The sequence below is a fragment of the Streptomyces sp. NPDC016562 genome (assembly GCF_043076955.1).
Lineage (GTDB): Bacteria > Actinomycetota > Actinomycetes > Streptomycetales > Streptomycetaceae > Streptomyces.
In genome coordinates this window covers 202,444-226,088 of sequence record NZ_JBIBRZ010000004.1, presented here as the reverse complement: position 1 = coordinate 226,088, position 23,645 = coordinate 202,444, and the positions used below count along the sequence as shown (strand labels likewise).

Below are 23,645 nucleotides of genomic sequence, written 5' to 3'. Positions count from 1 at the left end.
GCGTACGTCTCCCTCGTACCCTCCCCAGTCTTGAGTGGAATAGACTCAACTTTGCAGACGCTGTTTCTGTCAGACTCAGTCGTGACTCCGTCGTAGTGAAGTCGCACCCTTTGGAGAGGAGAAAACGCCGTGGACGCCGAGCTGACCAACAAGAGCCGGGACGCGCTGAACGCGGCCACGAGCAGGGCCGTCAAGGACGGCCACGCCGACCTGACCCCCGCCCACCTGCTGCTGGCCCTGCTCGCGGGCGAGGACAACGAGAACGTCATCGACCTGCTGGTGGCCTCCGACGCCGACCAGGCCGCCGTCCGCGCCGGCGCCGAGCGGCTGCTCGCCGCCCTGCCCAGCGTCACGGGCTCCACGGTCGCGCCCCCGCAGCCCACCCGGGAGCTGCTCGCCGTCCTCGCCGAGGCCGACGAGCGGGCCGGCAAGCTCGGGGACGAGTACCTCTCCACCGAACACCTGCTCATCGCCATCGCCGCCAAGGGCGGCCCGGCCGGTGAGGTCCTTTCCGCCCAGGGCGCGACGGCGAAGAAGCTGCTGGCCGCATTCGAGAACGCACGAGGAGGACGGCGGGTGACCTCCCCCGACCCCGAGGGCCAGTACAAGGCCCTGGAGAAGTTCGGCACCGATTTCACGGCGGCGGCGCGCGAGGGCAAGCTCGACCCGGTCATCGGCCGCGACCACGAGATCCGGCGCGTCGTCCAGGTGCTCTCGCGCCGCACCAAGAACAACCCGGTGCTCATCGGCGAGCCCGGCGTCGGCAAGACGGCCGTCGTCGAGGGCCTGGCCCAGCGCATCGTCAAGGGCGACGTCCCGGAGTCCCTGAAGAACAAGCGGCTCGTCTCCCTGGACCTCGGCGCCATGGTCGCGGGCGCCAAGTACCGCGGTGAGTTCGAGGAGCGGCTGAAGACCGTCCTCGCCGAGATCAAGTCCAGCGACGGCCAGATCATCACCTTCATCGACGAGCTGCACACCGTCGTCGGCGCGGGCGCCGGCGGCGATTCGGCCATGGACGCGGGCAACATGCTCAAGCCCATGCTGGCCCGCGGCGAGCTGCGCATGGTCGGCGCGACCACCCTCGACGAGTACCGGGAGCGGATCGAGAAGGACCCGGCGCTGGAGCGCCGCTTCCAGCAGGTGCTGGTGGCGGAGCCGAGCGTCGAGGACACCATCGCGATCCTGCGCGGGCTCAAGGGCCGCTACGAGGCCCACCACAAGGTCGTCATCAACGACAGCGCGCTGGTCGCCGCGGCGACCCTCTCCGACCGGTACATCACCTCCCGCTTCCTGCCCGACAAGGCCATCGACCTCGTCGACGAGGCCGCGTCCCGTCTCCGCATGGAGATCGACTCCTCGCCGCTGGAGATCGACGAGCTCCAGCGCGCGGTGGACCGGCTGCGGATGGAGGAGCTGGCGCTGAAGAACGAGTCCGACCCGGCCTCGCTCGAACGCCTCGACAAGATCCGCAAGGACCTCGCGGACAAGGAGGAGGAGCTGCGGGGCCTGACCGCCCGCTGGGAGAAGGAGAAGCAGTCCCTCAACCGCGTCGGCGAGCTCAAGGAGCGCCTCGACGACCTGCGCGGGCAGGCGGAGCGCGCCCAGCGCGACGGCGACTTCGACTCCGCCTCCAAGCTGCTCTACGGGGAGATCCCGGCCCTGGAACGCGAGCTGGCGGAGGCCACCGAGGCCGAGGCCGAGGCGTCCAAGGCCGGAGCGGTCAAGGACAGCATGGTCAAGGACGAGGTCGGCCCCGACGACATCGCGGACGTGGTGGGCGCCTGGACCGGCATCCCGGCCGGCCGCCTGCTCGAAGGGGAGACCCAGAAGCTGCTGCGCATGGAGGACGAGCTGGGCCGCCGTCTGATCGGCCAGAGCGAGGCCGTACGGGCCGTCTCCGACGCCGTACGGCGCACCCGCGCCGGAATCGCCGACCCCGACCGCCCCACCGGCTCCTTCCTCTTCCTGGGCCCCACGGGCGTGGGCAAGACGGAGCTGGCCAAGGCCCTCGCCGACTTCCTCTTCGACGACGAGCGGGCCATGGTCCGCATCGACATGTCGGAGTACGGCGAGAAGCACAGCGTGGCCCGCCTGGTCGGCGCCCCGCCCGGCTACGTCGGCTACGAGGAGGGCGGCCAGCTGACCGAGGCGGTGCGCAGGCGCCCGTACTCCGTCATCCTGCTGGACGAGGTCGAGAAGGCCCACCCCGAGGTCTTCGACGTCCTGCTCCAGGTCCTGGACGACGGCCGCCTCACGGACGGCCAGGGCCGCACGGTGGACTTCCGCAACACCATCCTGGTCCTGACCTCGAACCTGGGCAGCCAGTTCCTGATCAACCCGTCCACCCCGGCGGAGGAGAAGAAGCGGCAGGTGCTGGAGGTGGTCCGGGCGAGCTTCAAGCCGGAGTTCCTCAACCGGCTGGACGACACCGTGGTCTTCTCCGCGCTGGGCGAGGACGAGCTGGCGCGCATCGCCCGGCTCCAGATCGGCCGCCTCGCCAAGCGGCTGGCCGACCGGCGCCTGACCCTGGACGTCACCCCGGAGGCCCTGGCCTGGCTGGCCGACAAGGGCAACGACCCGGCGTACGGAGCCCGGCCCCTGCGCCGCCTGATCCAGACGGCGATCGGCGACCGCCTCGCCAAGGAGATCCTCTCCGGCGAGGTCAGGGACGGGGACACCGTCCGCGTGGACGTGGCCGGCGAGGACCTCCTGGTCGGCAAGGCCCCGTAACGCGGGCGCCCGGCCGGGAGCCGAGGCCGTCAGGCGGCCTCCCGGCCGGGGCGGCCCGCCCTGCGGGCGCGGCCCCGGCGGCCTCGAACGCTCCCATGTCCCCCTTTGCCGGGCGCACCCCCTGTCCGCCCGTGGCGGATCGCGGCCGTCGGGGTGGACACGGGGTGGGCGGGATGGGGGAGGATGAAGGTATCCGCACGAAGGGAAGTACACGGTGAGCATCGACCCGGCCTCGATTCCGAACTTCGGAGGGCAGCAGCCCGATCCGCAGGCCACAGGACCGGCGGGCCCCGTCGTCCCCGACCAGGATCTGGTCAAGCAGCTGCTGGAGCAGATGGAGCTCAAGTACGTCGTCGACGACGAGGGTGACCTCGCGGCGCCGTGGGAGGACTTCCGCACCTACTTCATGTTCCGCGGCGAAGACGAGCAGCAGGTCTTCTCCGTGCGGACCTTCTACGACCGCCCGCACAAGATCGACGAGAAGCCGCAGCTCCTGGAGTCGATCGACGACTGGAACCGCCGCACCCTGTGGCCGAAGGTCTACAGCCACACCCACGACGACGGCTCGGTCCGCCTGATCGGCGAGGCGCAGATGCTGATCGGCACCGGCGTCAACCTGGAGCACTTCGTGTCCTCCACGGTCAGCTGGGTCCGCGCCTCCATCGAGTTCGACAAGTGGCTCGTGGAGCAGCTCGGCCTGGAGAAGGAGATCGACTCCACCGAGGGCGACGACGAGGGCAACGGCGACGGCAACTAGCCGTCACAGCGGTACGCGGGCCACCAGCAGCAGGTAGAGCCCGTAGCCGTAACCGAGCCCGGCCACCACCGCGGTCACCACGACCGCGGTGCGCGGCCGGGCTCGCGCCATGACGGCGGCCAGCGGCAGGAGCAGCGGGAAGGCCGGGAGCAGGAAGCGCGGCTTGGACTCGAAGAAGCCGGCGCCGCCGTAGGTGATCACCATCAGTATCGCGGTGTACGCGAGCAGCGGCAGCGGGGTGCGGTCCAGCACCAGCAGCATCGCCAGCAGCCCCGCCACGGCCAGCAGCACCACCGTCACCGTGGTGGCGAGCGGCACGTGCCCGCCGGTCAGCACCTGCTCCGCCGAGCGCAGCGCCCCGCCGCCGAAGTCGAAGCGCGAACCCCAGTTGCGCTGCACGGCGAAGTAGCCGCCGAAGGGGTCCTGCACCTTCGTCCCGACGGCCACGACGTACGCCGCCCACCCCACCGGCGCCAGCAGCCCGGCCAGCCACACCTCGGGCGCGCGGGACCTGCGCGCGAGGATCGTGTACAGGGCCATGGCGGACACGGCCGCGGCCACCGCGAGCCCGGTGGGCCGGGTCAGCCCGGCCAGCACGGCGAGGCCCGCGGCCCACAGCCAGCGGCCGCGCAGCAGCGCGTACAGCGCCCACGCGGCGAAGGCGGCCAGCAGCGGCTCGGTGTAGACGAGCGTCAGGACCACCGCGTGCGGCAGCGCCGCCCACAGCCCCACGAGGAGCAGTCCGGCGCGCGGCCCTATGACCTGTTCCCCGACGCGGTAGATCCCGACGGCGGCGACGGCGGCGGAGACCCAGGCGACGAGGAGCCCGGCGGGGACGAGCCCGCCGGGCAGTATCTCGGAGACGATCCGTATCAGCGCCGGGTAGAGCGGGAAGAAGGCGTAGTCGCTCTGGACGAAGCCGGTGCCGGTCAGGGGGCTGGGCGACATCACGGTCCGCCCGTAGCCGTTGGCGGCGATCCCGAGGTACCAGACCGAGTCCCAGGACTGCCCGAGCACCCGCAGCGGATCCCGGCCGGCCCACCAGGAGCCGAGGGCGAGGACCAGCACGCCGGCCCCGCGTACGGCCGCGAAGACCCCGAGTGCGATCACCGTCGTCGGCGCAGCCGACCGTACGGCCCGTACCGCGCGCATCTCCAAGGGCGACGCGGACACGGTCGCTCTGCCCGTTGCCATCTATCCCGACACTCCAGCTCTCGGTTGGTCCGCCCACCGGGCGGTGGGGGCTTCGGGCACGTTCAGGCGATCAGCTTCACACCGGTTTCGGGGCCCCCGCAAGCACGCACGGTGCGGACGGGGCAGCGCCGCCTTAGAGCAGCCGCAGCCGGGCGGCGGCCTCCCGCAGGACGTCCTCGCGCTTGCAGAAGGCCCACCGGACCTGGGCGGCGCCGGCGGACTTGTCGTCGTAGAAGACCTGGTTCGGGATGGCGACCACGCCGCAGCGTTCGGGCAGGGCGCGGCAGAAGGCCAGGCCGTCCTTCTCGCCGAGCGGGGTGATGTCGGTGGTGATGAAGTAGGTGCCCTGCGGGCGGAAGACCTCGAAGCCGGCGGCCGTGAGTCCGTCGGCGAGGATGTCGCGCTTGGCGGCCAGGTCGGCGCGGAAGGCGTCGTAGTAGGTGTCGGGCAGTGCCAGGGCCTCGGCGATCGCGTACTGGAAGGGGCCCGAGGAGACGTAGGTGAGGAACTGCTTCGCCGAGCGGACCGCCGTGACCAGCTCCGGGGGCGCCGTGACCCAGCCGACCTTCCAGCCCGTGAAGGAGAAGGTCTTGCCGGCGGAGGAGATGGTGACGGTGCGCTCGCGCATGCCCGGGAAGCCCGCCAGGGGGGTGTGGGTGCCCTCGAAGACCAGGTGCTCGTACACCTCGTCCGTGACGACCAGCAGATCGCGCTCCACGGCGAGGGCGGCGACGGCGGCCAGCTCCTCGCGGGTGAGGACGGTGCCCGTCGGGTTGTGCGGGGTGTTCAGCAGGAGCAGGCGGGTGCGCGGGGTGACGGCGGCGCGCAGCTCGTCCAGGTCGAGGACGAAGGCTCCTGCGTGCGGCCGCAGGGTGACGGGGACGCGGACCGCGCCGGCCATCGCGATGCAGGCCGCGTACGAGTCGTAGTACGGCTCCAGGGCGATGACCTCGTCGCCCGGTTCGAGGAGGGCGAGGAGGGAGGCGGCGATGGCCTCGGTGGCGCCCGCCGTGACCAGGACCTCGGTGTCGGGGTCGTAGGAGAGCCCGTAGAAGCGCTGCTGGTGGGCGGCGACCGCGGTGCGCAGCTCCGGGACGCCGGGGCCGGGCGGGTACTGGTTGCCGCGGCCGTCGAGGACGGCGCGCGAGGCCGCCTGCGCGATCTCCGCCGGACCGTCGGTGTCGGGGAAGCCCTGGCCGAGGTTGATCGAACCGGTGCGGGCGGCCAGCGCCGACATCTCCGCGAAGATCGTCGTGCCGAAGGCCGCCAGACGGCGGTTCAGGAAGGGGCGGTCGCTGCTCACGGGTGCGCTCATGGGCGCCATCCTGCGGGCAAGCTCTGGAGTTGCTCAAGTGTGCTTTGGGCCGAGCGGCCGGAGGGAATCCCCCCTGCACGCGGGACGCGGGGATCCCGCCCCCGGGCAACCCGGGCGTGAGAGAGGGGGCAGCCGTGGTCTACGGCTTCGCGGTACTGGGAGTGCTGGGCGTCGCGTTCGTGGTCATGATGCTGGTGCGTTGGGGCGGCGGTGGCGGCGGATCCTCGTCCGGTTCCTCCTCCGGCAGCAGCAGCAGCTGGTGGGCCGGCGGTGGCGATGGCGCCGGAGGCCACTCCGGCTCGTCCTGCGGCAGTTCGTCCTCCTGTGGCAGTTCGTCCTCCTGCGGTTCGTCCTGCGGTGGCGGGGGGTGCGGTTCGAGCTGACCGCGGCACCGTTCCGACGAGGGCGTTCGACGGTCTGCTCTCCGTCGTGCGCCCTCTCGTGCGCCCATGCACCACGACGCGCGGGACGCAACATCCTGAACACCTGAACTGCGGAGCCCCCGGGGGGATGTAAACCACTTCATGTTGGGTAAAAACGCTGTGAGTGCCGTGCCTTTCATGATTCCCTCGGTTGAGTAGACCAGTCCTCGGACCACCCCCCTGGACTTCCTGTGGACCCGTGCCGGTGTCCCCCCACCCGTTGACTACCGCTGGCGGGCCCCGGCCCCTCTCCCTCGCGCGTTTGCGGAGCCGACTCATGCTCACGACCCTCCAGACCTCGTACACCGACACGCGTGCCGCCGACCTCGCCTGGGCCCTGGGCCGGGACCGGCTGCCCGCCCTGGCCGTACTGCACCTCGAACTGTCCGGCGCGAAGGTCGAGTTGCGCCTGCTCGGCGCCTCCCATCAGGTACTTCTGGAGGAGGGCGAGGTCCTGTGCTCGGAGACGGTCGCCTGCATGCCCGGCAGCAGGACGCCGCTGCCCCTGGGAGTGGCCAAGCGGGTGGGCGACTGGGAGTACGAGTTCGCCGCGCGGGTCGAGACCCTGTCCCAGGGGTCCTTCGCGGGGCGGGCGCAGGAATTGCTCGCACTGGTGGCGGACCACCCGAACGGACTAGCGGGAACCTTTCCCGGCAGTCCGCACGCCTTCACCGCCATGCTCGCGCAGCGCCACGAGGGGCAGGTGCGCTGGCGGACCTGGCACGCCTACCCGCAGGAGGGCCAGCTCGTGGCCACCAGGACGCGCGTGGGGGTGCGCACGGCCGCCCCGGCGGCGGCCGTCGTGGAGTCACCCGCGCTGCTCTGAGGGGGTGGCGTGCGGAGAGACCGGACCGGGTGGCGGCGTTGCCCGATCGTTGTGATCGTGGGGAATCGACTACGCCAACTGGCCCAACCAGCACGCCACTTGCACCCATGTGGGTGACCGGGTGCCGGTGGGCGGTGACGTACGGTTCGCTGCATGATCGACCGTTCCGTCCCGCGCCGGGTGCTTCCGGCTCCGGAGCCCACGGGTAAGGAGACCGTCCCGGCCGCCCTGCCCGTACGGCCCCGGACCGGCCGACTCCTCGTCCTGGCCACCGTGTTCGTCTGCGCCGCCTGCGGTCTCGTGTACGAACTGGAGCTGCTCGCCCTCGGCACGTACCTGATCGGCGACTCCGTCACCCAGGCGTCGGTGGTGCTGTCCGTCATGGTCTTCGCCATGGGCGTCGGTTCCCTGCTCGCCAAACGCCTGCGCCACCGCCCGGCCTTCGGCTTCGGCGCCATCGAGGCCGGGCTCGCCCTCCTCGGCGGGCTCTCGGCCATGGCCCTGTACGCGAGCTTCGCCTGGCTGGGGGAGTCCCGCCCCGCGCTGGTCGCCTTCTCCTTCGCCATCGGGGTGCTCATCGGCGCGGAGATCCCGCTGCTGATGGCCCTCATCCAGCGGATCCGCAGACAGGACGCGGGCGGGGCCGTCGCCGACCTGTTCGCCGCCGACTACGTGGGCGCCCTCGTCGGCGGCCTCGCCTTCCCCTTCCTGCTGCTGCCGATGCTGGGCCAGCTCACCGGAGCCGTGTTCACCGGCACGGTCAACGTGATCGTCGGCGGCGGGCTGGTCCTGTGGCTGTTCCGCCGCGACCTGAGCCGGCGCTGCCGCTGGCTGCTGATCACCGCGAACGTGGCCGTCCTGGCCGTCCTCGCCTCCGCGACGCTGTTCGCCGAGGACTTCGAGCGGGGCGCCCGGCGCGCCGTCTACGGCGAGGAGGTCCGCGTCGCCGTCCAGACCGGGGTGCAGGAGCTGGTGCTCACCGGCCCCACGGCCGGCTCCCCCCGCTCCCTCGACCTGTACCTCGACGGGCGGCTGCGGGTCAGCGGCTACGACGAGTACCGCTACCACGAGGCCCTGGTCCACCCCGCGATGACCGGTCCGCACGCCCGGGTCCTGGTCCTCGGCGGCGGTGACGGGCTCGCCGCGCGCGAGGTGCTGCGCTACGAGGACGTCACCTCCCTCACCGTCGTCGACATCGACCCGGGCGTGGTGCGGCTCGCCCGCACCGATCCGAAGCTCTCCGCGCTCAACGCCGGCGCGTTCGAGGACCCGCGCCTGGCCGTCGTCCACCAGGACGCGTTCCGCTGGCTGAGGGGACAGGCCGCCGGGGGCCGGTTCGACGTCATCGTCTGCGACCTCCCGGACCCCGGGATCACCCCCAGCAACACGAAGCTGTACTCGCAGGAGTTCTACGGGCTGGCCGCGCGGGCCCTGCGCCCGGGCGGCCGGATCGCCGTACACGCGGGGCCGCTGGCCACGCGGCCCCGTACGTACTGGACCGTCGACTCCACCCTGCGCGCGGCGGGCCTGCGGACCGCCCCCTACAGTGCGGGCGGACGCCTCTCGGACTTCGCCGCCGGGACCGACCGCAGCCCGCTGCGCGCGACCGGCGCACCCACGCAGGACTGGGGCTTCGTCCTGGCCGCCCGCGACGAGGTCCCCCCGCTGCACGTGGACCGCGACACGCCGGGGCTGCGCTCGCTGTCCACCCGCTCCCTGCAGGACGCCGCACGGGACGCGGAGCGCACCCGGGTGCCCGGGCTGCCGCCGTCGACGCTGCCGCACCCCAGGTATTCCTGACCGGCAACCTGACGCCCCGGACACCCCCCACTCGGTAGGCTCGACCGCATGGAGCATCAGGTGTTCGTTCCGGTACCGGCAGACGATCTCCGCGCCGTGCTGCGCGACCCGGCCCGGCTGGCCGGATGCATGCCGGGATGGCAGCAGGACGCCGACACGGGCACGGGGCCGCTCGCGGGCCGGCTCAAGGTCCGGGTCGGCGGGAGCACCGTGACCTACCGGGGCGCCCTGAGCGTCACCGAGCGGGACCCCGCCCACTTCACCGTCGACGGCGAGGGCACGGAGGCCCGGGGCAGCGGGACCGTGAGCTTCTCCCTCGACCTGCGGCTGGCCGGCGCCGAGGGCGGGACCCGGCTGGACCTCACCGCCGGGGGCACCGCCGACGGGCGCGCCGCCGCTTTCACCCCCGAGGCCGCGGGCGCGGCCGTACGGCGGATGCTGGAGCGGGCCGCCGAGCAGCTCGCCGCTGCCGCCGCCGCGGGGGACGACCTGTCCGCCGAGGAGGCGGCTGCCGAGGTGAGCGATCCCGTGGCGGACGCCGAGGAGGCCGAGGGGTCCGAGGACGTCGCGGGGACCGGGGAGGCGCTCGACGAGGGGCTCGGGGAGGTCACCGCCTCGCTGTTCGAGACCGAGGTGCCGCCGCCGACCCTGGACCCCTTCCTCGCGGGCGAGTTCGACGACTTCGACGGGGCCCCGCGGCCCCCGGCCGAGGCCGCCCACGCCCGCCGCACGATGATCGGCCGCAGCGCGGAGGAGGTCGACCACGCGCCCCCGCGGGGCCGTTACGCCCCGGTCCCCGCGCCCAGCTCCACCACGGCGGGGGACAGCCTGCGCTGGATCGCCCCGGCCGCCGCCCTCGCCCTGGCCTCGGCCGTCGTCATCGGCCGCGCCCTGCGCCGCCGCCGTTAGGCCCTGCCTGGCCCTGGTTCCTTGCGGGGATACGGCGGTGCACCGCCTAACCTCCACCGTATGACTACGCAACTGACGGCCGGCGGCGCCGAGGTGACCGTCGACCAGGAGAACGGCTGCCGGATCAGCAGCCTGCGCATCGACGGCACCGAACTGCTGCGCCAGGGGCCCCACTACGGGTCCTTTCCGATGGTCCCGTGGTGCGGCCGGATCGAGAACGGCCAGTTCCGCGACGGCGCGGCCGTCCACCAGATGCCGGTCAACCACCCGCCGCACGCCCTCCACGGCTTCGGCCGCGACGCGCCCTGGCGCGGTGCCGGAGCCACCGCGACCGAGGCGGCCTTCACCTACGACCTCGTCGCGCCGTGGCCGTACCCCGGCCGGGTCACCCAGGTCTTCGCGCTCGCCGAGGACTCGCTGACCCTCACCCTGGGCGTCGAGACGTACGGGGACTCCTTCCCCGCCCAGGCCGGCTGGCACCCCTGGTTCCGGCGCGACCTCGGCGCCGGCGGCGGGGACGTACAGCTCGCCTTCGAGCCCGCCTGGCAGGAGGAGCGCGGCCCCGACCACCTCCCCACCGGCAAGCGCATCGACCCCACGCCCGGCCCCTGGGACGACTGCTTCGGCATGCCGGAAGGGGTCGACGTCACCCTCACCTGGCCCGGCGCGCTGGAGCTGAGGCTCACCAGCCGGGACGAATGGGTGGTCGTCTACGACGAGGACCCCGAGGCGGTCTGCGTGGAACCCCAGTCCGGCCCGCCGAACGGGCTGAACACCCTCCCGCGCCTGGTCACCCCCGTGGACCCGCTGGAGATCTCCACGACCTGGACCTGGCGGCGGCTTCGCTAGGCGCCGGGGGGCAGGCTCTAAGCTCGGGGCCATGACTGACGTACGCGATGCGCTTTTGCAGCAGATCAAGGACAAGGCCGTCGTGCACGGCAAGGTGACGCTCTCCTCCGGCCGTGAGGCCGACTACTACATCGACCTCCGCCGGATCACCCTCGACGGCGAGGCGGCCCCGATGGTCGGTCAGGTCATGCTCGACCTGACCGCGGAGCTCGACTTCGACTGCGTGGGCGGTCTGACCCTGGGCGCCGACCCGGTCGCGACCTCGATGCTGCACGCCTCCGCCGCGCGCGGTCAGCGGCTGGACGCCTTCGTCGTGCGCAAGGCGCAGAAGGCGCACGGCATGCAGCGCCGCATCGAGGGCACCGACGTGAAGGGCAAGCGCTGCCTGGTGGTCGAGGACACCTCGACCACCGGCGGGTCCCCGCTGACCGCGGTCGAGGCGGTCCGCGAGGCCGGCGGCGAGGTCGTCGCCGTCGCGACGATCGTCGACCGCGGCGCGGCCGACGCGATCGCCGCGGCCGGTCTGCCGTACCTCACCGGCTACCACCTTGAGGACCTCGGCCTGTCCTAGGACCCCCTCTGGGACCTCCTCCGGGGCTCCGGACCGGTCACCCGCGGAACTGGCGACGAAGGTTGTCAGGGGTGCCGGGGAGGTCCTGACCTGGGCTTTTTCGAGCCGCTGGGATGTTTCACGTGAAACATCCCAGCCGTTCGGACCGCACTGTGGGACGGGCAGGGTGGAGTGTCGGGCGGAGTCTGGAAAGATAGGCGCGACGATGACGTCGCCCCCAGGTCAGGGCCCGCAATAAGCACACTCCCCGCACATCCAAGGAGCGGACAGATGCCCATCGCAACCCCCGAGGTCTACAACGAGATGCTCGACCGGGCGAAGGCAGGCAAGTTCGCCTACCCGGCCATCAACGTGACCTCCTCCCAGACCCTGCACGCTGCACTGCGCGGTTTCGCGGAGGCCGAGAGCGACGGCATCATCCAGATCTCCACCGGTGGTGCGGAGTTCCTGGGTGGCCAGCACAACAAGGACATGGTCACCGGCGCCGTCGCCCTGGCCGAGTTCGCGCACATCGTCGCCGCCAAGTACGACATCACGGTCGCCCTGCACACGGACCACTGCCCCAAGGACAAGCTGGACGGCTACGTACGTCCGCTCCTGGAGGTCTCCGCCGAGCGCGTGGCGCGTGGTCTGAACCCGCTCTTCCAGTCGCACATGTGGGACGGCTCCGCCGAGACCCTGGCCGACAACCTGGCCATCGGCCAGGAGCTGCTTGCCAAGGCCGCCGCCGCGAAGATCATCCTTGAGGTCGAGATCACCCCGACCGGCGGCGAGGAGGACGGCGTCAGCCACGAGATCAACGACGAGCTCTACACCACCGTCGACGACGCGCTGCGCACCGCCGAGGCCCTCGGCCTGGGCGAGAAGGGCCGCTACCTGCTGGCCGCCTCCTTCGGCAACGTCCACGGCGTCTACAAGCCGGGCAACGTCGTCCTGCGCCCCGAGCTCCTCAAGGACCTCCAGGCGGGTGTCGCCGAGAAGTACGGCAAGGCCTCCCCGTTCGACTTCGTCTTCCACGGCGGCTCGGGCTCCACGGCCGAGGAGATCGCCACCGCGCTGGAGAACGGCGTCGTGAAGATGAACCTCGACACCGACACCCAGTACGCCTTCACCCGCCCGGTCGTGGACCACATGTTCCGCAACTACGACGGCGTGCTGAAGGTCGACGGCGAGGTCGGCACGAAGTCCAAGTACGACCCCCGCACCTGGGGCAAGGCCGCCGAGGCGGGCATGGCCGCGCGTGTCGCCGAGGCGTGCGCGAACCTGCGCTCCACCGGTACCAAGCTGAAGTAGTCGTTTCCCGGCAGACTGCGTGGAGGGCCCGGTTCCCGTCTCACGACGGGGGCCGGGCCCTTCCGCGTCACCCCCGGCGTCGTCGGGCGAATCCGACGAGGCCGGGGGACGGGGTATGCGCGTGGGCGTGGGCGTGGAGAGGGGACGGGTACACATGAGAGCCGGACGGCCGCAGGCGAAGCAGGACCGCGCGGTGCGGACCCGCCGGGCGATCCTGGAAGCCGCCGCCGTGGTCTTCGAGGACCGTGGCTACGACGCGGCCAAGCTGACGGAGATCGTCAGCCTCGCCAAGGTCACCAAGGGCGCCCTCTACTTCCACTTCGAGTCGAAGGAGGACCTGGCGCAGGCCGTCATCGACGCGCAGGTGACCACGCACGCGCCGTGCACCCCGCAGGAGTTCAAGGCGCAGGAGTTCGTCGACGTCGGCATGATCTTCTCCCACCGTCTGCGGCACGACGTGCTGATGCGCGGCAGCGCGCGCCTCACCCTGGAGCAGAGCGGCCGGGAGCTGGACCGCGCGGGGCCGTACCAGGGGTGGATAGAGCTGCACACCGCGCTGATGGCGGAGGCGAAGGAGCGCGGCGAACTGCTCGCGCACGTGGAGCCGGCGGGGCCCTCGCGGCTGGTGGTGGGCGCCTTCGCGGGGCTCAACGTCATGTCGCAGACGCTCGGTCTCGAACTGGACCGGGAGGTCTCGGCGCTCTACACGAGCGTGCTGCCGAGCCTGGTGGTCCCGGCCGTGGCCGCCCGGCTCGACACCGCGCCCGGCCGTGGTGCCAGGGCGCTGCACGGCCCGGACGGGGCGGAGGCGTGCGACTGTGCGAGCCCGCCCGGCCCCGAGTCCGCGGAGAGGGCTGCCGCGGGCTGACTGCCGCCACCCGACCGCCGTAGCCCGGCCGCCGGACACCACGCGCCCCCGCCGGGCGCCCCAAGGCTCGGCCCGGAGGCGGCGGACCGGCAGACTGGGGGCATGTCCATTCACCAGAACCTGCTCGGGGGCCCCGCCCCCACCCACCTCCCCGACGAGCCGGGCCGCGAGGCCCTCGCCGCCGGTACCCCCGCCGTCGAGGTGGCGGCCGCGCACCCCACCTCCTCCCTCGCCTGGGCGCTGCTGGCCGACGAGGCCTTCGCCGCCGGCCGCACGGTCGAGTCGTACGCCTATGCCCGTACGGGTTACCACCGCGGCCTCGACGCGCTGCGCCGCGCCGGGTGGAAGGGCCACGGCCCGGTGCCGTGGGAGCACGAGCCGAACCGCGGCTTCCTGCGCGCCCTGCACGCACTGGCCCGCGCGGCCGGCGCGATCGGCGAGAAGGAGGAGTACGAGCGCTGCTCGACCTTCCTGCGCGACTCCTCCGAGACCGCGGCGGACACGCTGAGCGCCTGAGCCCGTACGGCGGGGAGTGACGCGGCCCGAAATGTGTGGTCTGCGTCACTCACCGCTGGAGCGCCGGCGCGACGGGGTCCTATGATGCGGGCAGGGGACCGGGGCTCCACTCACCTCACGGAAGGAGCGGACCGCTACCCGGAAGCACGTGTCGAGGAGACAGCGATGTCGAACACCCTTGATGCCTCCGGAGTCGGCGGGTCGGACACCCCGAACCTCGACTTCGACGGCACGACCCCGTACGAGGACTACGTCCAGGCGGACGTCCTCACCCACCTCCAGCACCTGCGCTCGGACGACCCGGGCGAGATGGTCTTCCTTGTCACGACCCAGGTCATGGAGCTGTGGTTCACGGTCATCGTCCACGAGTGGGAAACCGCCGCGAAGGCCCTGCGCGAGGACCGCATCCCGGTCGCGATGGACGCGCTGAAACGTTCCCTCCGTGAACTCGAAGCCCTCAACGCCTCCTGGCGCCCGCTCGCCCAGCTGACCCCGGGACAGTTCAACGCCTACCGCTCCGCGCTCGGCGAGGGCTCCGGCTTCCAGTCGGCCATGTACCGCCGGATGGAGTTCCTGCTCGGCGACAAGTCCGCCTCCATGCTGGTCCCGCACCGGGGCGCCCCGCGCGTCCACGCGGAGCTGGAGAAGGCCCTGCACGAGCCGAGCCTCTACGACGAGGTCCTGCGCCTCCTCGCCCGCCGCGGCTTCCCGGTACCGGCCGCCGTCCTGGACCGCGACCTCGCCCAGCGCTACGAGCCCTCGCCCGAGGTGGAGGCCGTCTGGACGGGCCTCTACGCGAACCCGGACGAGCACCTGGACCTGCACCGCCTCGGCGAGGTCCTGACGGACGTCGCCGAGCTGGTCTGGCGCTGGCGCAACGACCACCTGGTCGCCACCCGCCGCGCCATGGGCGCGAAGACGGGCACGGGCGGCTCGGCCGGCGTGGCCTGGCTGGAGAAGCGCGCGACCAAGAACGTCTTCCCGGAGCTGTGGACGGCGCGCAGCCATGTCTGACACCTTCCGCGCGGCCCTGCCCGACGCCCTCCGCACCCACCTGTCCGAGCCGTCCTCCCCCGCCCTGCCCGACGCCTCCGGCGCGGCGGACCTGCGCGCCCGGGCCGCCGAGCTCGACGCCGCCGACGGGCTCGCCGCGTTCCGCGAGCGCTTCACCCTCCCCGAGGGGGTCGTCTACCTGGACGGCAACTCCCTCGGCGCGCTGTCGGTGGGCGTCCGCGACCGCCTCGCGCACGTCGCCTCCCACGAGTGGGGAGAACTCCTCATCCGCTCCTGGGACGAGAGCGGCTGGTGGACCGCCCCCGAGCGCATCGGGGACAAGATCGCCCCCCTCATCGGCGCGGCCGCGGGCCAGGTCGTCGTGGGCGACTCGACCAGCGTCAACCTCTTCAAGGCCCTGGTCGCCGCCGCCCGCCTCGCCGCCCCGGGCCGGACCCGGCTCCTGGTCGACGCCGCCACCTTCCCCACCGACGGCTACATCGCGCAGTCGGCGGCCCGGATGACGGGCCTGACCGTCACCCCGGTGGACCCCGCGCATGCGGCGCAGGCGATGGACGAGGACACCGCCGTGGTCCTCCTCAACCACGTCGACTACCGCACCGGCCGCCTCCACGACCTCGCCGGCCTCACCGCGGCGGCCCGCGCCGCCGGGGCGATCACGGTGTGGGACCTGTGCCACTCGGCCGGGGCCCTGCCCGTCGGCGTCGACGCCCACGCGGTCGACTTCGCGGTCGGCTGCACGTACAAGTACCTCAACGGCGGCCCCGGCTCGCCGGCGTACCTGTACATCGCCGAGCGGCACCAGGCCGGCTTCGACTCCCCGCTCCCCGGCTGGACCGGTCACGCGGACCCCTTCGGGATGACCCCGGCCTACGAGGCGGCGCCGGGCGCCACCCGCGGCCGCGTCGGCACCCCGGACATCCTGTCCATGCTGGCGCTGGAGTCGGCGCTGGACGTCTGGGACGGGGTGTCCATCGAGGCGGTACGGGACAAGTCGCTGGCCCTGACCGACTTCTTCCTCGAATGCGTGGCGGCGTACGTCCCGCAGGGCAAGGTCGAGTCGGTCACCCCCGCCGAGCACGAGATCCGCGGCAGCCAGATCACGCTGCGTACCGAGAACGCCCGCGAGGTCATGCGGGAGCTCATCTCCCGCGGCGTCATCGGCGACTTCCGTCCGCCGGACGTCCTGCGCTTCGGCTTCACCCCGCTCTACGTCGGTTTCGCCGACGCGGAGCGTGCCGCGCGCACGCTGGGTCACATTTTCGGGTGACTCAGTAGCGAAACGTCACATCACCGGGCGGGCGGGGCTACGGCTCCGTCCGCCCGGTCACATTCCGGACCCCGCACGGAAGGGGCTGTTCCAGACTGATACGGTCCCGCTCTGCCGGAACACCGGAACACCTGTCCCCGCTGTCCCACGCGTTACCGAGAGGTTGAGCCGATGACGGACCCCGCCGCAGTGGAACGGGACGCCGCCGAGGCCGCCTCGGCCTTCTCCCATCCGTCCGTGGCGCCGGATGCGGCCGCCGCGTACGGGGAACACCCCGACCAGGTCGTCGAGTTCTACGCCCCGCGCGGCGCGGCCCGCGGTCCCGCCCCGCTGGTGGTGGTCCTGCACGGCGGCGCGTGGCGCGCCCCGTACGACCGTCAGCACGTCACGCCCTTCGCGGACTTCCTGGCCCGCCAGGGTTTCGCCGTGGCGAACGTCGAGTACCGCCGCGGGAGTCCCGTGCCGCACCAGGGCGCGGACGGACCGGTCGCCGGGCGCTGGCCGGAGACCTTCGACGACGTGGCCGCCGCGATGGACGCCCTGCCGGCGCTGGTCTCCACCGCGCTGCCGCAGGCCGACGTCCGCCGCGTCGTGATCACCGGCCACTCGGCGGGCGGACACCTGGCCCTGTGGGCCGCCGGCCGGCACGTGCTCCCGTACGACGCCCCGGCCGGGTGGCGGCTGCCCGCACCGCCGATGCTGCGCGGCGTGGTGGCGCTGGCCCCGATCGCGGACTTCACGGTGGCGCAGGAGCTGGGTGTGTGCGGCGGCGCGAGCGGGCAACTGCTGGGCGGCGAGGAGTCCTTCGCGGGCCGCCTCCCGTACGCGGACCCGGCGGCGCTGCTGCCGACGGGCATCGCGACGACGGTGGTGCAGGGGCGGGAGGACATCGTGGTGCCGCAGGAGGTGGCGGAGTCGTACGTGGCCGCCGCCGCCAAGGCGGGCGAGACGGTCGGCCTGACCCTGCTGTCGGGGGTCGGCCACTTCCCGCTGATCGACCCGGCGGCGGACGCGTGCGCGGTGGTGTCGGAGGAGATCGCGCAACTGGCCTGGTAGCGGCGCGGTCTCACCGGTCCCGTTTGTCGGGGGCGAGGTGGTCCACCAGTTCGGCCAGGTCCTCGCAGACCTGCTCGATCCTGAGCCGGATGTTGTTCTGCTCGGTGACGAGCGCCGACAGCAGCAGCCCGGTCAGGGCCGCCGCTCCGTTGAGCGCCTGGAGGTTGACCATGACCTCCAGGAGGCTGTGGTCGGCGAACGGTCCGGTGTGGTCGGTCGCCGCCGAGATCGCCAGGACGGACACGAGCAGGGCGCAGGGTGCGCTGCCCGCGTGCTGGAAGCGCACGGCCGCCCAGATCAGCAGCGGGAAGACGAGGAAGAGCACCGACAGGGAGCTCCGGGTCGCCACGAGGGTGACGACGACGGACGTGACCACCAGGGCGGCCGCCTCCACACCCCGGTAGCCGTCCCGGGGCATGCGGGCCCTGCGCAGGACGAGCAGCAGGGGGGTCAGGACGAGGACGCCCATGGCATCGCCCGCCCACCAGGCCGACCAGACCGGCCAGAACCGGCTCCACGGCAGGTCCCCGGTCAGGACGAGGGTCGACGTGCCGGCCGTGGCGCTGATCAGCATCGGCAGCAGTCCCCCCAGGAAGACCAGCGCCAGTGCGTCCCGCAGCCGGTCCACCTCGACGCGGAAACCCGCCCGGCGCAGCATCAGGTACGCGCACACCGGCGCGAGGGTGTTCCCCGCGATGATGCCGAGGCCCGACACGCTGAACTCACTGATCCGCTCGATCGCGAGGTACGTGCCGAGGGCGATCCCCGGCCAGATCCGCAGGCCCAGCCAGAGCAGGGAGGCGAGGGCGATGCCGGTGGGCAGCCACAGGGGCGTGACCTCCGCCCCGTCGACGACCACGCGCTGGCTCAGGCCGAGCCGCCCGGTCGCGTAGTAGGCGAGGGCGACGGCGAGGATCAGGAGAACAACCGCGGGGAGACGTCGCCATGGCTCGGTGCGCACCACAGCATCAGACAACAGCGCCGGGTCCGGGCGGGGAGTGACACGCGCTACGGGGCTTCGGGTCCGGCGGCGGCTCCGGTGCCTGAGGCTTCTGATTCTGTTTCTCGTTCTGGTTCTGCTTCTGCTTCGGGTGCCGGCTCGATCGCGTCGTGGCTGAGCACGAGCACCGCGGCGTCGTCGGCGTGACCGGTGGAGTCGGCCACCTTCATCACCTCCGCGGCGAGCTCGTCGGGATCGGTGCCCGCCGCCTCCCTGACGACGCGGACCACGCGCTCCAGTCCCACCTCGATCGGGAACCTCGGTCCCTCGACCACGCCGTCGGTGAGCAGGACGATCGACCCGGCCGTCGTCAGCCGCCGCCGGGTCACCGCGTACCCCGACCCGGGCAGCAGGTTCAGCGGTAGCCCGCCGTCGTCCTCCACCACGCCGTACCGGCCGTCGACCGTGGCCCAGACCGCGGGCACGTGGCCGGCCCGGGCGCTCTCCAGCTCGCCGGTGTCCGGGTCGAAGCGCAGCAGGCTGCAGGTCGCGAAGAGCTCGCGGTCCATCGAGAGCAGCACCTCATTGGCCCGGCTCAGGACCTCGCCCGGGTCCACGACCACCGCGGCCACGGCGCGCAGGCAGATCCGGACCTGCCCCATGAAGGCGGCCGCGTCGACGTCGTGTCCCTGGACGTCGCCGATGCAGAAGGCGAGGGCGCCCTCGGGCAGCTGGAAGCCGTCGTACCAGTCGCCGCCGATGTCCAGGCCGTGCCGGGCGGGCGAGTACCGGGCGGCGGTGCGCAGTCCCGGCGCGACGGGCAGCGAGGCCGGCAGCATCTCGCGCTGCAGGGCCTCGGCCAGTTCCACCCGGGCCTGCTGGAGCTCCACGCCCTGGCGCGCCTCGGCGGTCAGGCGCCCGAGCGTGGTCAGCAGGTCGGCGCTGGCCACCCGCGGGGTACGGCGCGGCGTCATGGAACGCTCCGAGGTGCATCCATCCGCCCGTCCGTCCCTGGTACCACTGCCCGAAAGGACCGTGCCCATCATATTTCCGGCCCCCCGGAACCCGCCCGCCGAGAGCCGTCCGGGGCCTCGTACGGGCTGGTCAGTCCCACTGCTCCTGGGCGAGCGAGGTGACCGGCTGGGGCTTGCCGATGACCGCCAGGGCGATGAAGAAGTTGATCTGGCCGATCGCGATGGTCAGCGTGGCCAGCGCCTTCTCGTCGTAGTGCTCGGCCACCTCGGCGTACAGCGCGTCGCTGACGCGCTCCCGGCCGGGCGGGGCGGGCTGGAGGGTGGCCTCGACCAGGGCGAGGGCGGCGCGCTCGGCGGCGGTGAAGTAGGGGGCGTCCTGCCAGGAGGAGACGGCGGTGATGCGCTCCTCGGCCACCCCGGCCTTGCGCAGGAAGCCGGTGTTCAGAACGGTCAGGTAGGTGTTGCCGACGATCTGCCCGGCGCGCAGGTGGACGAGGCTCATGGTGGTGCGCGGTACCGAGTGGTTCCCGGTGGCCCGGAAGAGGGCGGCGCTGATGTCGTTCAGCTCGGGGACGAATTCGGCCGGGTTGGGCATCCGCGAGATCGAGGTGTTCGTCATGGCGGCGTGCTCTCCTTCAGTGCTGTGGTCGCTGTGGTCTTCACAGCACTGACGGATGCCGGCGCCCGAGTGTGACCGGGATCGGGAAATTTCTTTTGCGCGGGCTGCCGCGGGACGCCGAAGGGGCGGCGGGCGCCGGTGCGCCTGCCGCCCCTTCGGGGGAACCGCCTAGAGGAACGAGTTGATCTCGATCGTCTCGGTGCGGCCGGGGCCGACGCCGATCGCGGAGATCGGGGCGCCCGACATCTCCTCCAGGGCCTTGACGTACGCCTGGGCGTTCGCCGGCAGGTCCTCGAAGGTCTTGGCCTTGGTGATGTCCTCCGACCAGCCGGGGAGGTATTCGTAGATCGGCTTCGCGTGGTGGAAGTCGGTCTGCGAGTACGGGAGCTCCTCGACGCGCTTGCCGTCGATCTCGTACGCGACGCACACCGGGATCTGCTCCCAGCCGGTCAGCACGTCCAGCTTGGTGAGGAAGAAGTCGGTGAGGCCGTTCACGCGGGTGGCGTAGCGTGCGATCGGCGCGTCGAACCAGCCGCAGCGACGGTCACGGCCGGTGGTGACACCGCGCTCGCCGCCGATGCGGCGCAGGTCCTCGCCGTCCTTGTCGAACAGCTCGGTCGGGAACGGGCCGGCGCCGACGCGGGTCGTGTAGGCCTTCAGGATGCCGATGACGCGGCTGATCTTCGTCGGGCCGACACCCGTACCGGTGCAGGCGCCACCGGCGGTCGGGTTCGACGAGGTGACGAAGGGGTAGGTGCCGTGGTCGACGTCGAGCAGGGTGCCCTGGCCGCCCTCGAAGAGCACGACCTTGTCCTCGTCCAGCGCGTTGTTCAGGATGAGGGTGGTGTCGGCGACGAACGGCTTGATCTGCTCCGCGTACTGGAGCATCTCCTCGACGATCGCGGCGGCGTCGATCGCGCGGCGGTTGTACAGCTTCGCGAGGAGCTGGTTCTTGCCCTCCAGCGCCGCTTCGACCTTCTGGGTGAGGATCGACTCGTCGTAGAGGTCCTGGACGCGGATACCGATGCGGTTGATCTTGTCCGCGTACGTCGGACCGATGCCGCGACCGGTCGTACCGATCTTGCGCTTGCCGAGGAAGCGCTCGCCGACCTTGTCGAGGGTGACGTTGTACGGCGTGATCAGATGCGCGTTGCCGCTGATGAGCAGCTTGGAGGTGTCGATGCCGCGCTCGTTGAGGCCGCGCAGCTCGGAGAGCAGGACGGCCGGGTCGACGACGACGCCGTTACCGATGACCGGGGTGCATCCGGGGGAGAGGATGCCGGAAGGGAGAAGGTGCAGCGCGTACTTCTGGTCGCCTACGACGACCGTGTGGCCGGCGTTGTTGCCACCCTGATAGCGCACTACATAGTCAACGGATCCACCGAGCAGGTCGGTGGCCTTTCCCTTGCCCTCGTCACCCCACTGAGCTCCGAGCAGCACAAGAGCGGGCACAGGCGTACACCTCTTCCGGATGGGGCATGTCCAAGGTCAGGGGGCGTACGACGATGTACACCGCAGGCTGAGCCGTCGGACCGGTACCCCGGAATAGACGAAGGCCCTGGCGCAATAGCGCAAGGGCCTCTTGCACAAAGATGCTACCCGAGGAAGGACCGAGGTGTCGGCTCCAGAGCCCACCATGAGCCATGCGGGCGCGCCGGTAGGCGGCCTGCTCGTGCTCGTCGACCCGGTCGCCCGCCGTCTTGACGGCGAGTCCGTGCGGATCGCGAAGGATGTCTTGTCAGCAGGCGCGGCGGCGAAAATCTGCCTGCCGGACTCACCGGAGGAATTTGCGCGGGCTCTGGCCCGCAGGGGTCATCGGCGGCCGGTGATCGTGGGCGACGACCGCGCCCTGGTGCGTGCCGTGGGGCTGCTGCACCGCGAGCGAGGGCTGGGGGAGGGAGCCCTGGCGCTGGTTCCGGTGGGTCCCGTGGGGTCGCTGGGGCTGGCGAGGTCCCTCGGTGTGCCGCTGTCCGCCGTCTCCGCGGCCCGGGCGGTGCTCGACGGGTCGGTACGGATGTGTGACCTGCTGGTCGACGACAGTGACGGGGTGGTGCTGGGCGGGCTGCGGATCCCGCCGGCGGGGAGGGTCCCGCGGCCGGCCGGGCCGTCGGTGTGGAGTGCGTACCGCTCGCTGGTGCGGACGCTCGTCCGCCCGGCGGCGGTGGCGGCGGGCGGCGCGGCCGCGGGGCGCCACCGGCTGCGGGTGGAGGCGGACGGAGTGCTGCTGGCGGACGTGGACGAGCCGGTGGAGGACCTCTCGGTCCGCACGCGGGACGACGGCGGCCTGGCGGAGGTCGTGGTCCGCACGGGCGGCGGCTTCGCCGACTCGACGGTGACGGCCCGAGCGAAGACGGTGACGGTGTCGGGCGCGGACTTCCGCTACCGCGCCGACGCGGCGATGACCGGCCCGGTCCGCCGCCGCACCTGGACCCTGCGCCCGGGGGCATGGTCGCTGACGCTGCCCCGCTGAGCGGGGCAGCGTGTGCGGTAACGGTCAGAACTCCACGAGGAGTTGCTCCAGTCCGCGGATGACGTAGCCGTCCCGCCACCGCGGCTCCTCGACGAGCCGCACCGGCGGGACCCCGTCCGCCAGCAGGGCGCCGAACGAGGCCTCCAACTCCCTTCGTGCCAGCGGCGCGCCGAGGCAGTAGTGGATCCCGGCGCCGAAGCTCAGGTGCGGATTGTCGGCCCGCCCGAGGTCCAGCGCGTCCGGCTCGTGGAAACGCGCGGGATCCCGGTTCGCGGACCCGAAGAGCAGCGCGACCTCGGCTCCGCGGGGGATGGCGGTGTCCCCGATCCGGATGTCGTCGAGCACCCAGCGCTCGAACATCTGGAGGGGTGTGTCGTACCGCATGAGTTCATCCACAGCTGTGGACAACTTTTCGGGATCGTGGCGCTCGCGGAGCGCGGCGAGCTGTCCGGGATTTCGGAACAGTGCCCACCAACCGTTCACGGTGGTGTTGACGGTCGCCTCGTGGCCTGCGTTCAGCAGGAGCACACAGGTGGAGATCATCTCCTGCTCGCTGAGCCGGCCCTCCTCATCGTGGGCGGCGATCAGACCGGAGATCAAATCCTCGCCGGGGCGCGTGCGCCGCTCGGCGATCAGCCCTCGCAGGTACGCGCTGAACTCGACGCTCGCCCGCACCGCCCGGCGGGCGGTCTCCTCGTCGGGCCGGAGCTCGAACATCCCGCAGATGTCCGCCGACCAGGGCCGCAGCAGCCCCCGGTCGGCCTCGGGCACGCCCAGCAGCTCCGCGATCACCGCCACCGGCAGCGGCTCGGCGACGGTGGTGAGCAGGTCCCCGCCCCCGTCGGCGAGCAGCTGCCCCACCAGCTCCTCCGCCATCCGGCGCACGGCGGGCACGAGCCGCTCCACCGTCCGCGGGGTGAAGGCCTTCGCCACCAGCCGGCGCACCCGTGCGTGCGCGGGATCCTCCAGGTCGAGCAGGCCGTTGCCGTTGAGCACGTGGAAGGGCTCGTGCTCGGCCGGCGGCGCCTCACGCCCGAACTCCTCGTGCGAGAAGCGGTGGAGGTAGGTCCGCCCCAGCCGCCGGTCCCGCAGCAGCGCGCTCACATCGGCGTAATGCGGTACCAGCCACTGCCCGGTGGCCTCCCACCAGACGGCCCGCCCCTGCTCGCGCAGCTCCCGGTAGGCCGGGTACGGATCGGCGACGAACGCGGCATCCCACGGATCAAAGCCCATCCCCGCAGCCTAGGCGGTT

21 protein-coding genes are annotated in these 23,645 nt (G+C 72.2%); 14 read left to right on the top strand and 7 right to left on the bottom strand.

All coding sequences use genetic code 11. The annotated features are described in order from the left end of the window. Window positions 1–129: 129 nt before the first annotated feature. Both clpB and ACF059_RS19475 read left to right on the top strand, forming a co-directional pair. Window positions 130–2,730 (top strand): ATP-dependent chaperone ClpB, encoded by a 2,601-nt coding sequence (clpB, locus tag ACF059_RS19480; protein WP_392058628.1) that lies wholly within the window; start codon window positions 130–132, stop codon window positions 2,728–2,730. 214 nt (window positions 2,731–2,944) lie between these two features. Next, window positions 2,945–3,487, top strand: a complete 543-nt coding sequence (locus ACF059_RS19475) for a YbjN domain-containing protein (RefSeq protein WP_366866226.1) — start codon at window positions 2,945–2,947, stop codon at window positions 3,485–3,487. A 3-nt stretch (window positions 3,488–3,490) separates the two neighbouring features. Here ACF059_RS19475 and ACF059_RS19470 read toward each other — a convergent pair whose 3' ends face one another. Further along, window positions 3,491–4,681 carry a hypothetical protein gene (locus tag ACF059_RS19470; RefSeq protein WP_392058625.1) on the bottom strand — a complete coding sequence of 397 codons (1,191 nt, stop codon included), beginning with the start codon at window positions 4,679–4,681 and terminating at the stop codon, window positions 3,491–3,493. 133 nt (window positions 4,682–4,814) lie between these two features. Beyond that, entirely contained in the window at window positions 4,815–6,005 is a 1,191-nt protein-coding gene (locus tag ACF059_RS19465; RefSeq protein WP_392058622.1) for a pyridoxal phosphate-dependent aminotransferase, read from the bottom strand. 690 nt (window positions 6,006–6,695) lie between these two features. On the opposite strand from ACF059_RS19465, the gene ACF059_RS19460 reads away from it, so the two are divergent. The 11 genes from ACF059_RS19460 to ACF059_RS19410 all read left to right on the top strand — a co-directional run bounded on the left by ACF059_RS19460 (window position 6,696) and on the right by ACF059_RS19410 (window position 17,390). Next, window positions 6,696–7,244 carry a DUF2617 family protein gene (locus tag ACF059_RS19460; protein WP_361949685.1) on the top strand — a complete coding sequence of 183 codons (549 nt, stop codon included), beginning with the start codon at window positions 6,696–6,698 and terminating at the stop codon, window positions 7,242–7,244. 153 nt (window positions 7,245–7,397) lie between these two features. After that, complete coding sequence (locus ACF059_RS19455; RefSeq protein ID WP_392058619.1) at window positions 7,398–9,044, top strand: polyamine aminopropyltransferase; 1,647 nt, start codon at window positions 7,398–7,400, stop codon at window positions 9,042–9,044. A 48-nt stretch (window positions 9,045–9,092) separates the two neighbouring features. Further along, window positions 9,093–9,953 (top strand): SRPBCC domain-containing protein, encoded by an 861-nt coding sequence (locus ACF059_RS19450; RefSeq protein ID WP_392058616.1) that lies wholly within the window; start codon window positions 9,093–9,095, stop codon window positions 9,951–9,953. A 60-nt stretch (window positions 9,954–10,013) separates the two neighbouring features. Continuing rightward, the gene (locus tag ACF059_RS19445; RefSeq protein ID WP_392058613.1) at window positions 10,014–10,802 is read left to right on the top strand and encodes an aldose 1-epimerase; all 789 of its coding nucleotides are present in this window, start codon (window positions 10,014–10,016) and stop codon (window positions 10,800–10,802) included. A gap of 31 nt (window positions 10,803–10,833) precedes the next feature. Then, window positions 10,834–11,373 carry an orotate phosphoribosyltransferase gene (pyrE, locus tag ACF059_RS19440; RefSeq protein ID WP_366866232.1) on the top strand — a complete coding sequence of 180 codons (540 nt, stop codon included), beginning with the start codon at window positions 10,834–10,836 and terminating at the stop codon, window positions 11,371–11,373. A 270-nt stretch (window positions 11,374–11,643) separates the two neighbouring features. Continuing rightward, window positions 11,644–12,666, top strand: coding sequence for a class II fructose-bisphosphate aldolase (fbaA, locus tag ACF059_RS19435; RefSeq protein WP_360902484.1), 1,023 nt, complete (start codon window positions 11,644–11,646; stop codon window positions 12,664–12,666). Between the two features lie 154 nt (window positions 12,667–12,820). Then, window positions 12,821–13,534: a ScbR family autoregulator-binding transcription factor gene (locus tag ACF059_RS19430; protein ID WP_392058610.1), complete on the top strand. Its 714-nt coding sequence runs from the start codon at window positions 12,821–12,823 to the stop codon at window positions 13,532–13,534. Window positions 13,535–13,636: 102 nt separating this feature from the next. Next, a complete protein-coding gene (locus tag ACF059_RS19425) occupies window positions 13,637–14,050 on the top strand; it encodes a DUF3151 domain-containing protein (protein ID WP_361942647.1) in 414 nt (137 codons plus the stop codon). 165 nt (window positions 14,051–14,215) lie between these two features. Further along, on the top strand, window positions 14,216–15,064 hold the full coding sequence (locus ACF059_RS19420) for a tryptophan 2,3-dioxygenase (RefSeq protein ID WP_361942644.1): 849 nt from the start codon (window positions 14,216–14,218) through the stop codon (window positions 15,062–15,064). Further along, entirely contained in the window at window positions 15,057–16,334 is a 1,278-nt protein-coding gene (gene kynU, locus ACF059_RS19415) for a kynureninase (RefSeq protein WP_392058606.1), read from the top strand. Before ACF059_RS19420 ends, kynU begins: the two co-directional genes overlap by 8 nt. Window positions 16,335–16,505: 171 nt before the next feature. Beyond that, window positions 16,506–17,390, top strand: coding sequence for an alpha/beta hydrolase family protein (locus tag ACF059_RS19410; RefSeq protein ID WP_392058603.1), 885 nt, complete (start codon window positions 16,506–16,508; stop codon window positions 17,388–17,390). Between the two features lie 10 nt (window positions 17,391–17,400). Here ACF059_RS19410 and ACF059_RS19405 read toward each other — a convergent pair whose 3' ends face one another. The 4 genes from ACF059_RS19405 to ACF059_RS19390 form a co-directional block, all read right to left on the bottom strand. Further along, window positions 17,401–18,354, bottom strand: coding sequence for an MASE1 domain-containing protein (locus ACF059_RS19405; protein WP_392058600.1), 954 nt, complete (start codon window positions 18,352–18,354; stop codon window positions 17,401–17,403). A 44-nt stretch (window positions 18,355–18,398) separates the two neighbouring features. Beyond that, the gene (locus ACF059_RS19400) at window positions 18,399–19,304 is read right to left on the bottom strand and encodes a PP2C family protein-serine/threonine phosphatase (RefSeq protein ID WP_392058597.1); all 906 of its coding nucleotides are present in this window, start codon (window positions 19,302–19,304) and stop codon (window positions 18,399–18,401) included. 130 nt (window positions 19,305–19,434) lie between these two features. Further along, entirely contained in the window at window positions 19,435–19,923 is a 489-nt protein-coding gene (locus ACF059_RS19395) for a carboxymuconolactone decarboxylase family protein (protein ID WP_392058594.1), read from the bottom strand. 168 nt (window positions 19,924–20,091) lie between these two features. Further along, window positions 20,092–21,375 (bottom strand): adenylosuccinate synthase, encoded by a 1,284-nt coding sequence (locus ACF059_RS19390; RefSeq protein WP_360900559.1) that lies wholly within the window; start codon window positions 21,373–21,375, stop codon window positions 20,092–20,094. A gap of 184 nt (window positions 21,376–21,559) precedes the next feature. Between ACF059_RS19390 and ACF059_RS19385 the strand changes: the two genes are divergently transcribed. Continuing rightward, window positions 21,560–22,393, top strand: coding sequence for a diacylglycerol kinase (locus ACF059_RS19385; RefSeq protein WP_392059538.1), 834 nt, complete (start codon window positions 21,560–21,562; stop codon window positions 22,391–22,393). A gap of 24 nt (window positions 22,394–22,417) precedes the next feature. On the opposite strand, the gene ACF059_RS19380 is transcribed toward ACF059_RS19385, so the two are convergent. After that, window positions 22,418–23,626 carry a cytochrome P450 gene (locus ACF059_RS19380; protein WP_392058592.1) on the bottom strand — a complete coding sequence of 403 codons (1,209 nt, stop codon included), beginning with the start codon at window positions 23,624–23,626 and terminating at the stop codon, window positions 22,418–22,420. Between the last annotated feature and the right edge of the window lie 19 nt (window positions 23,627–23,645).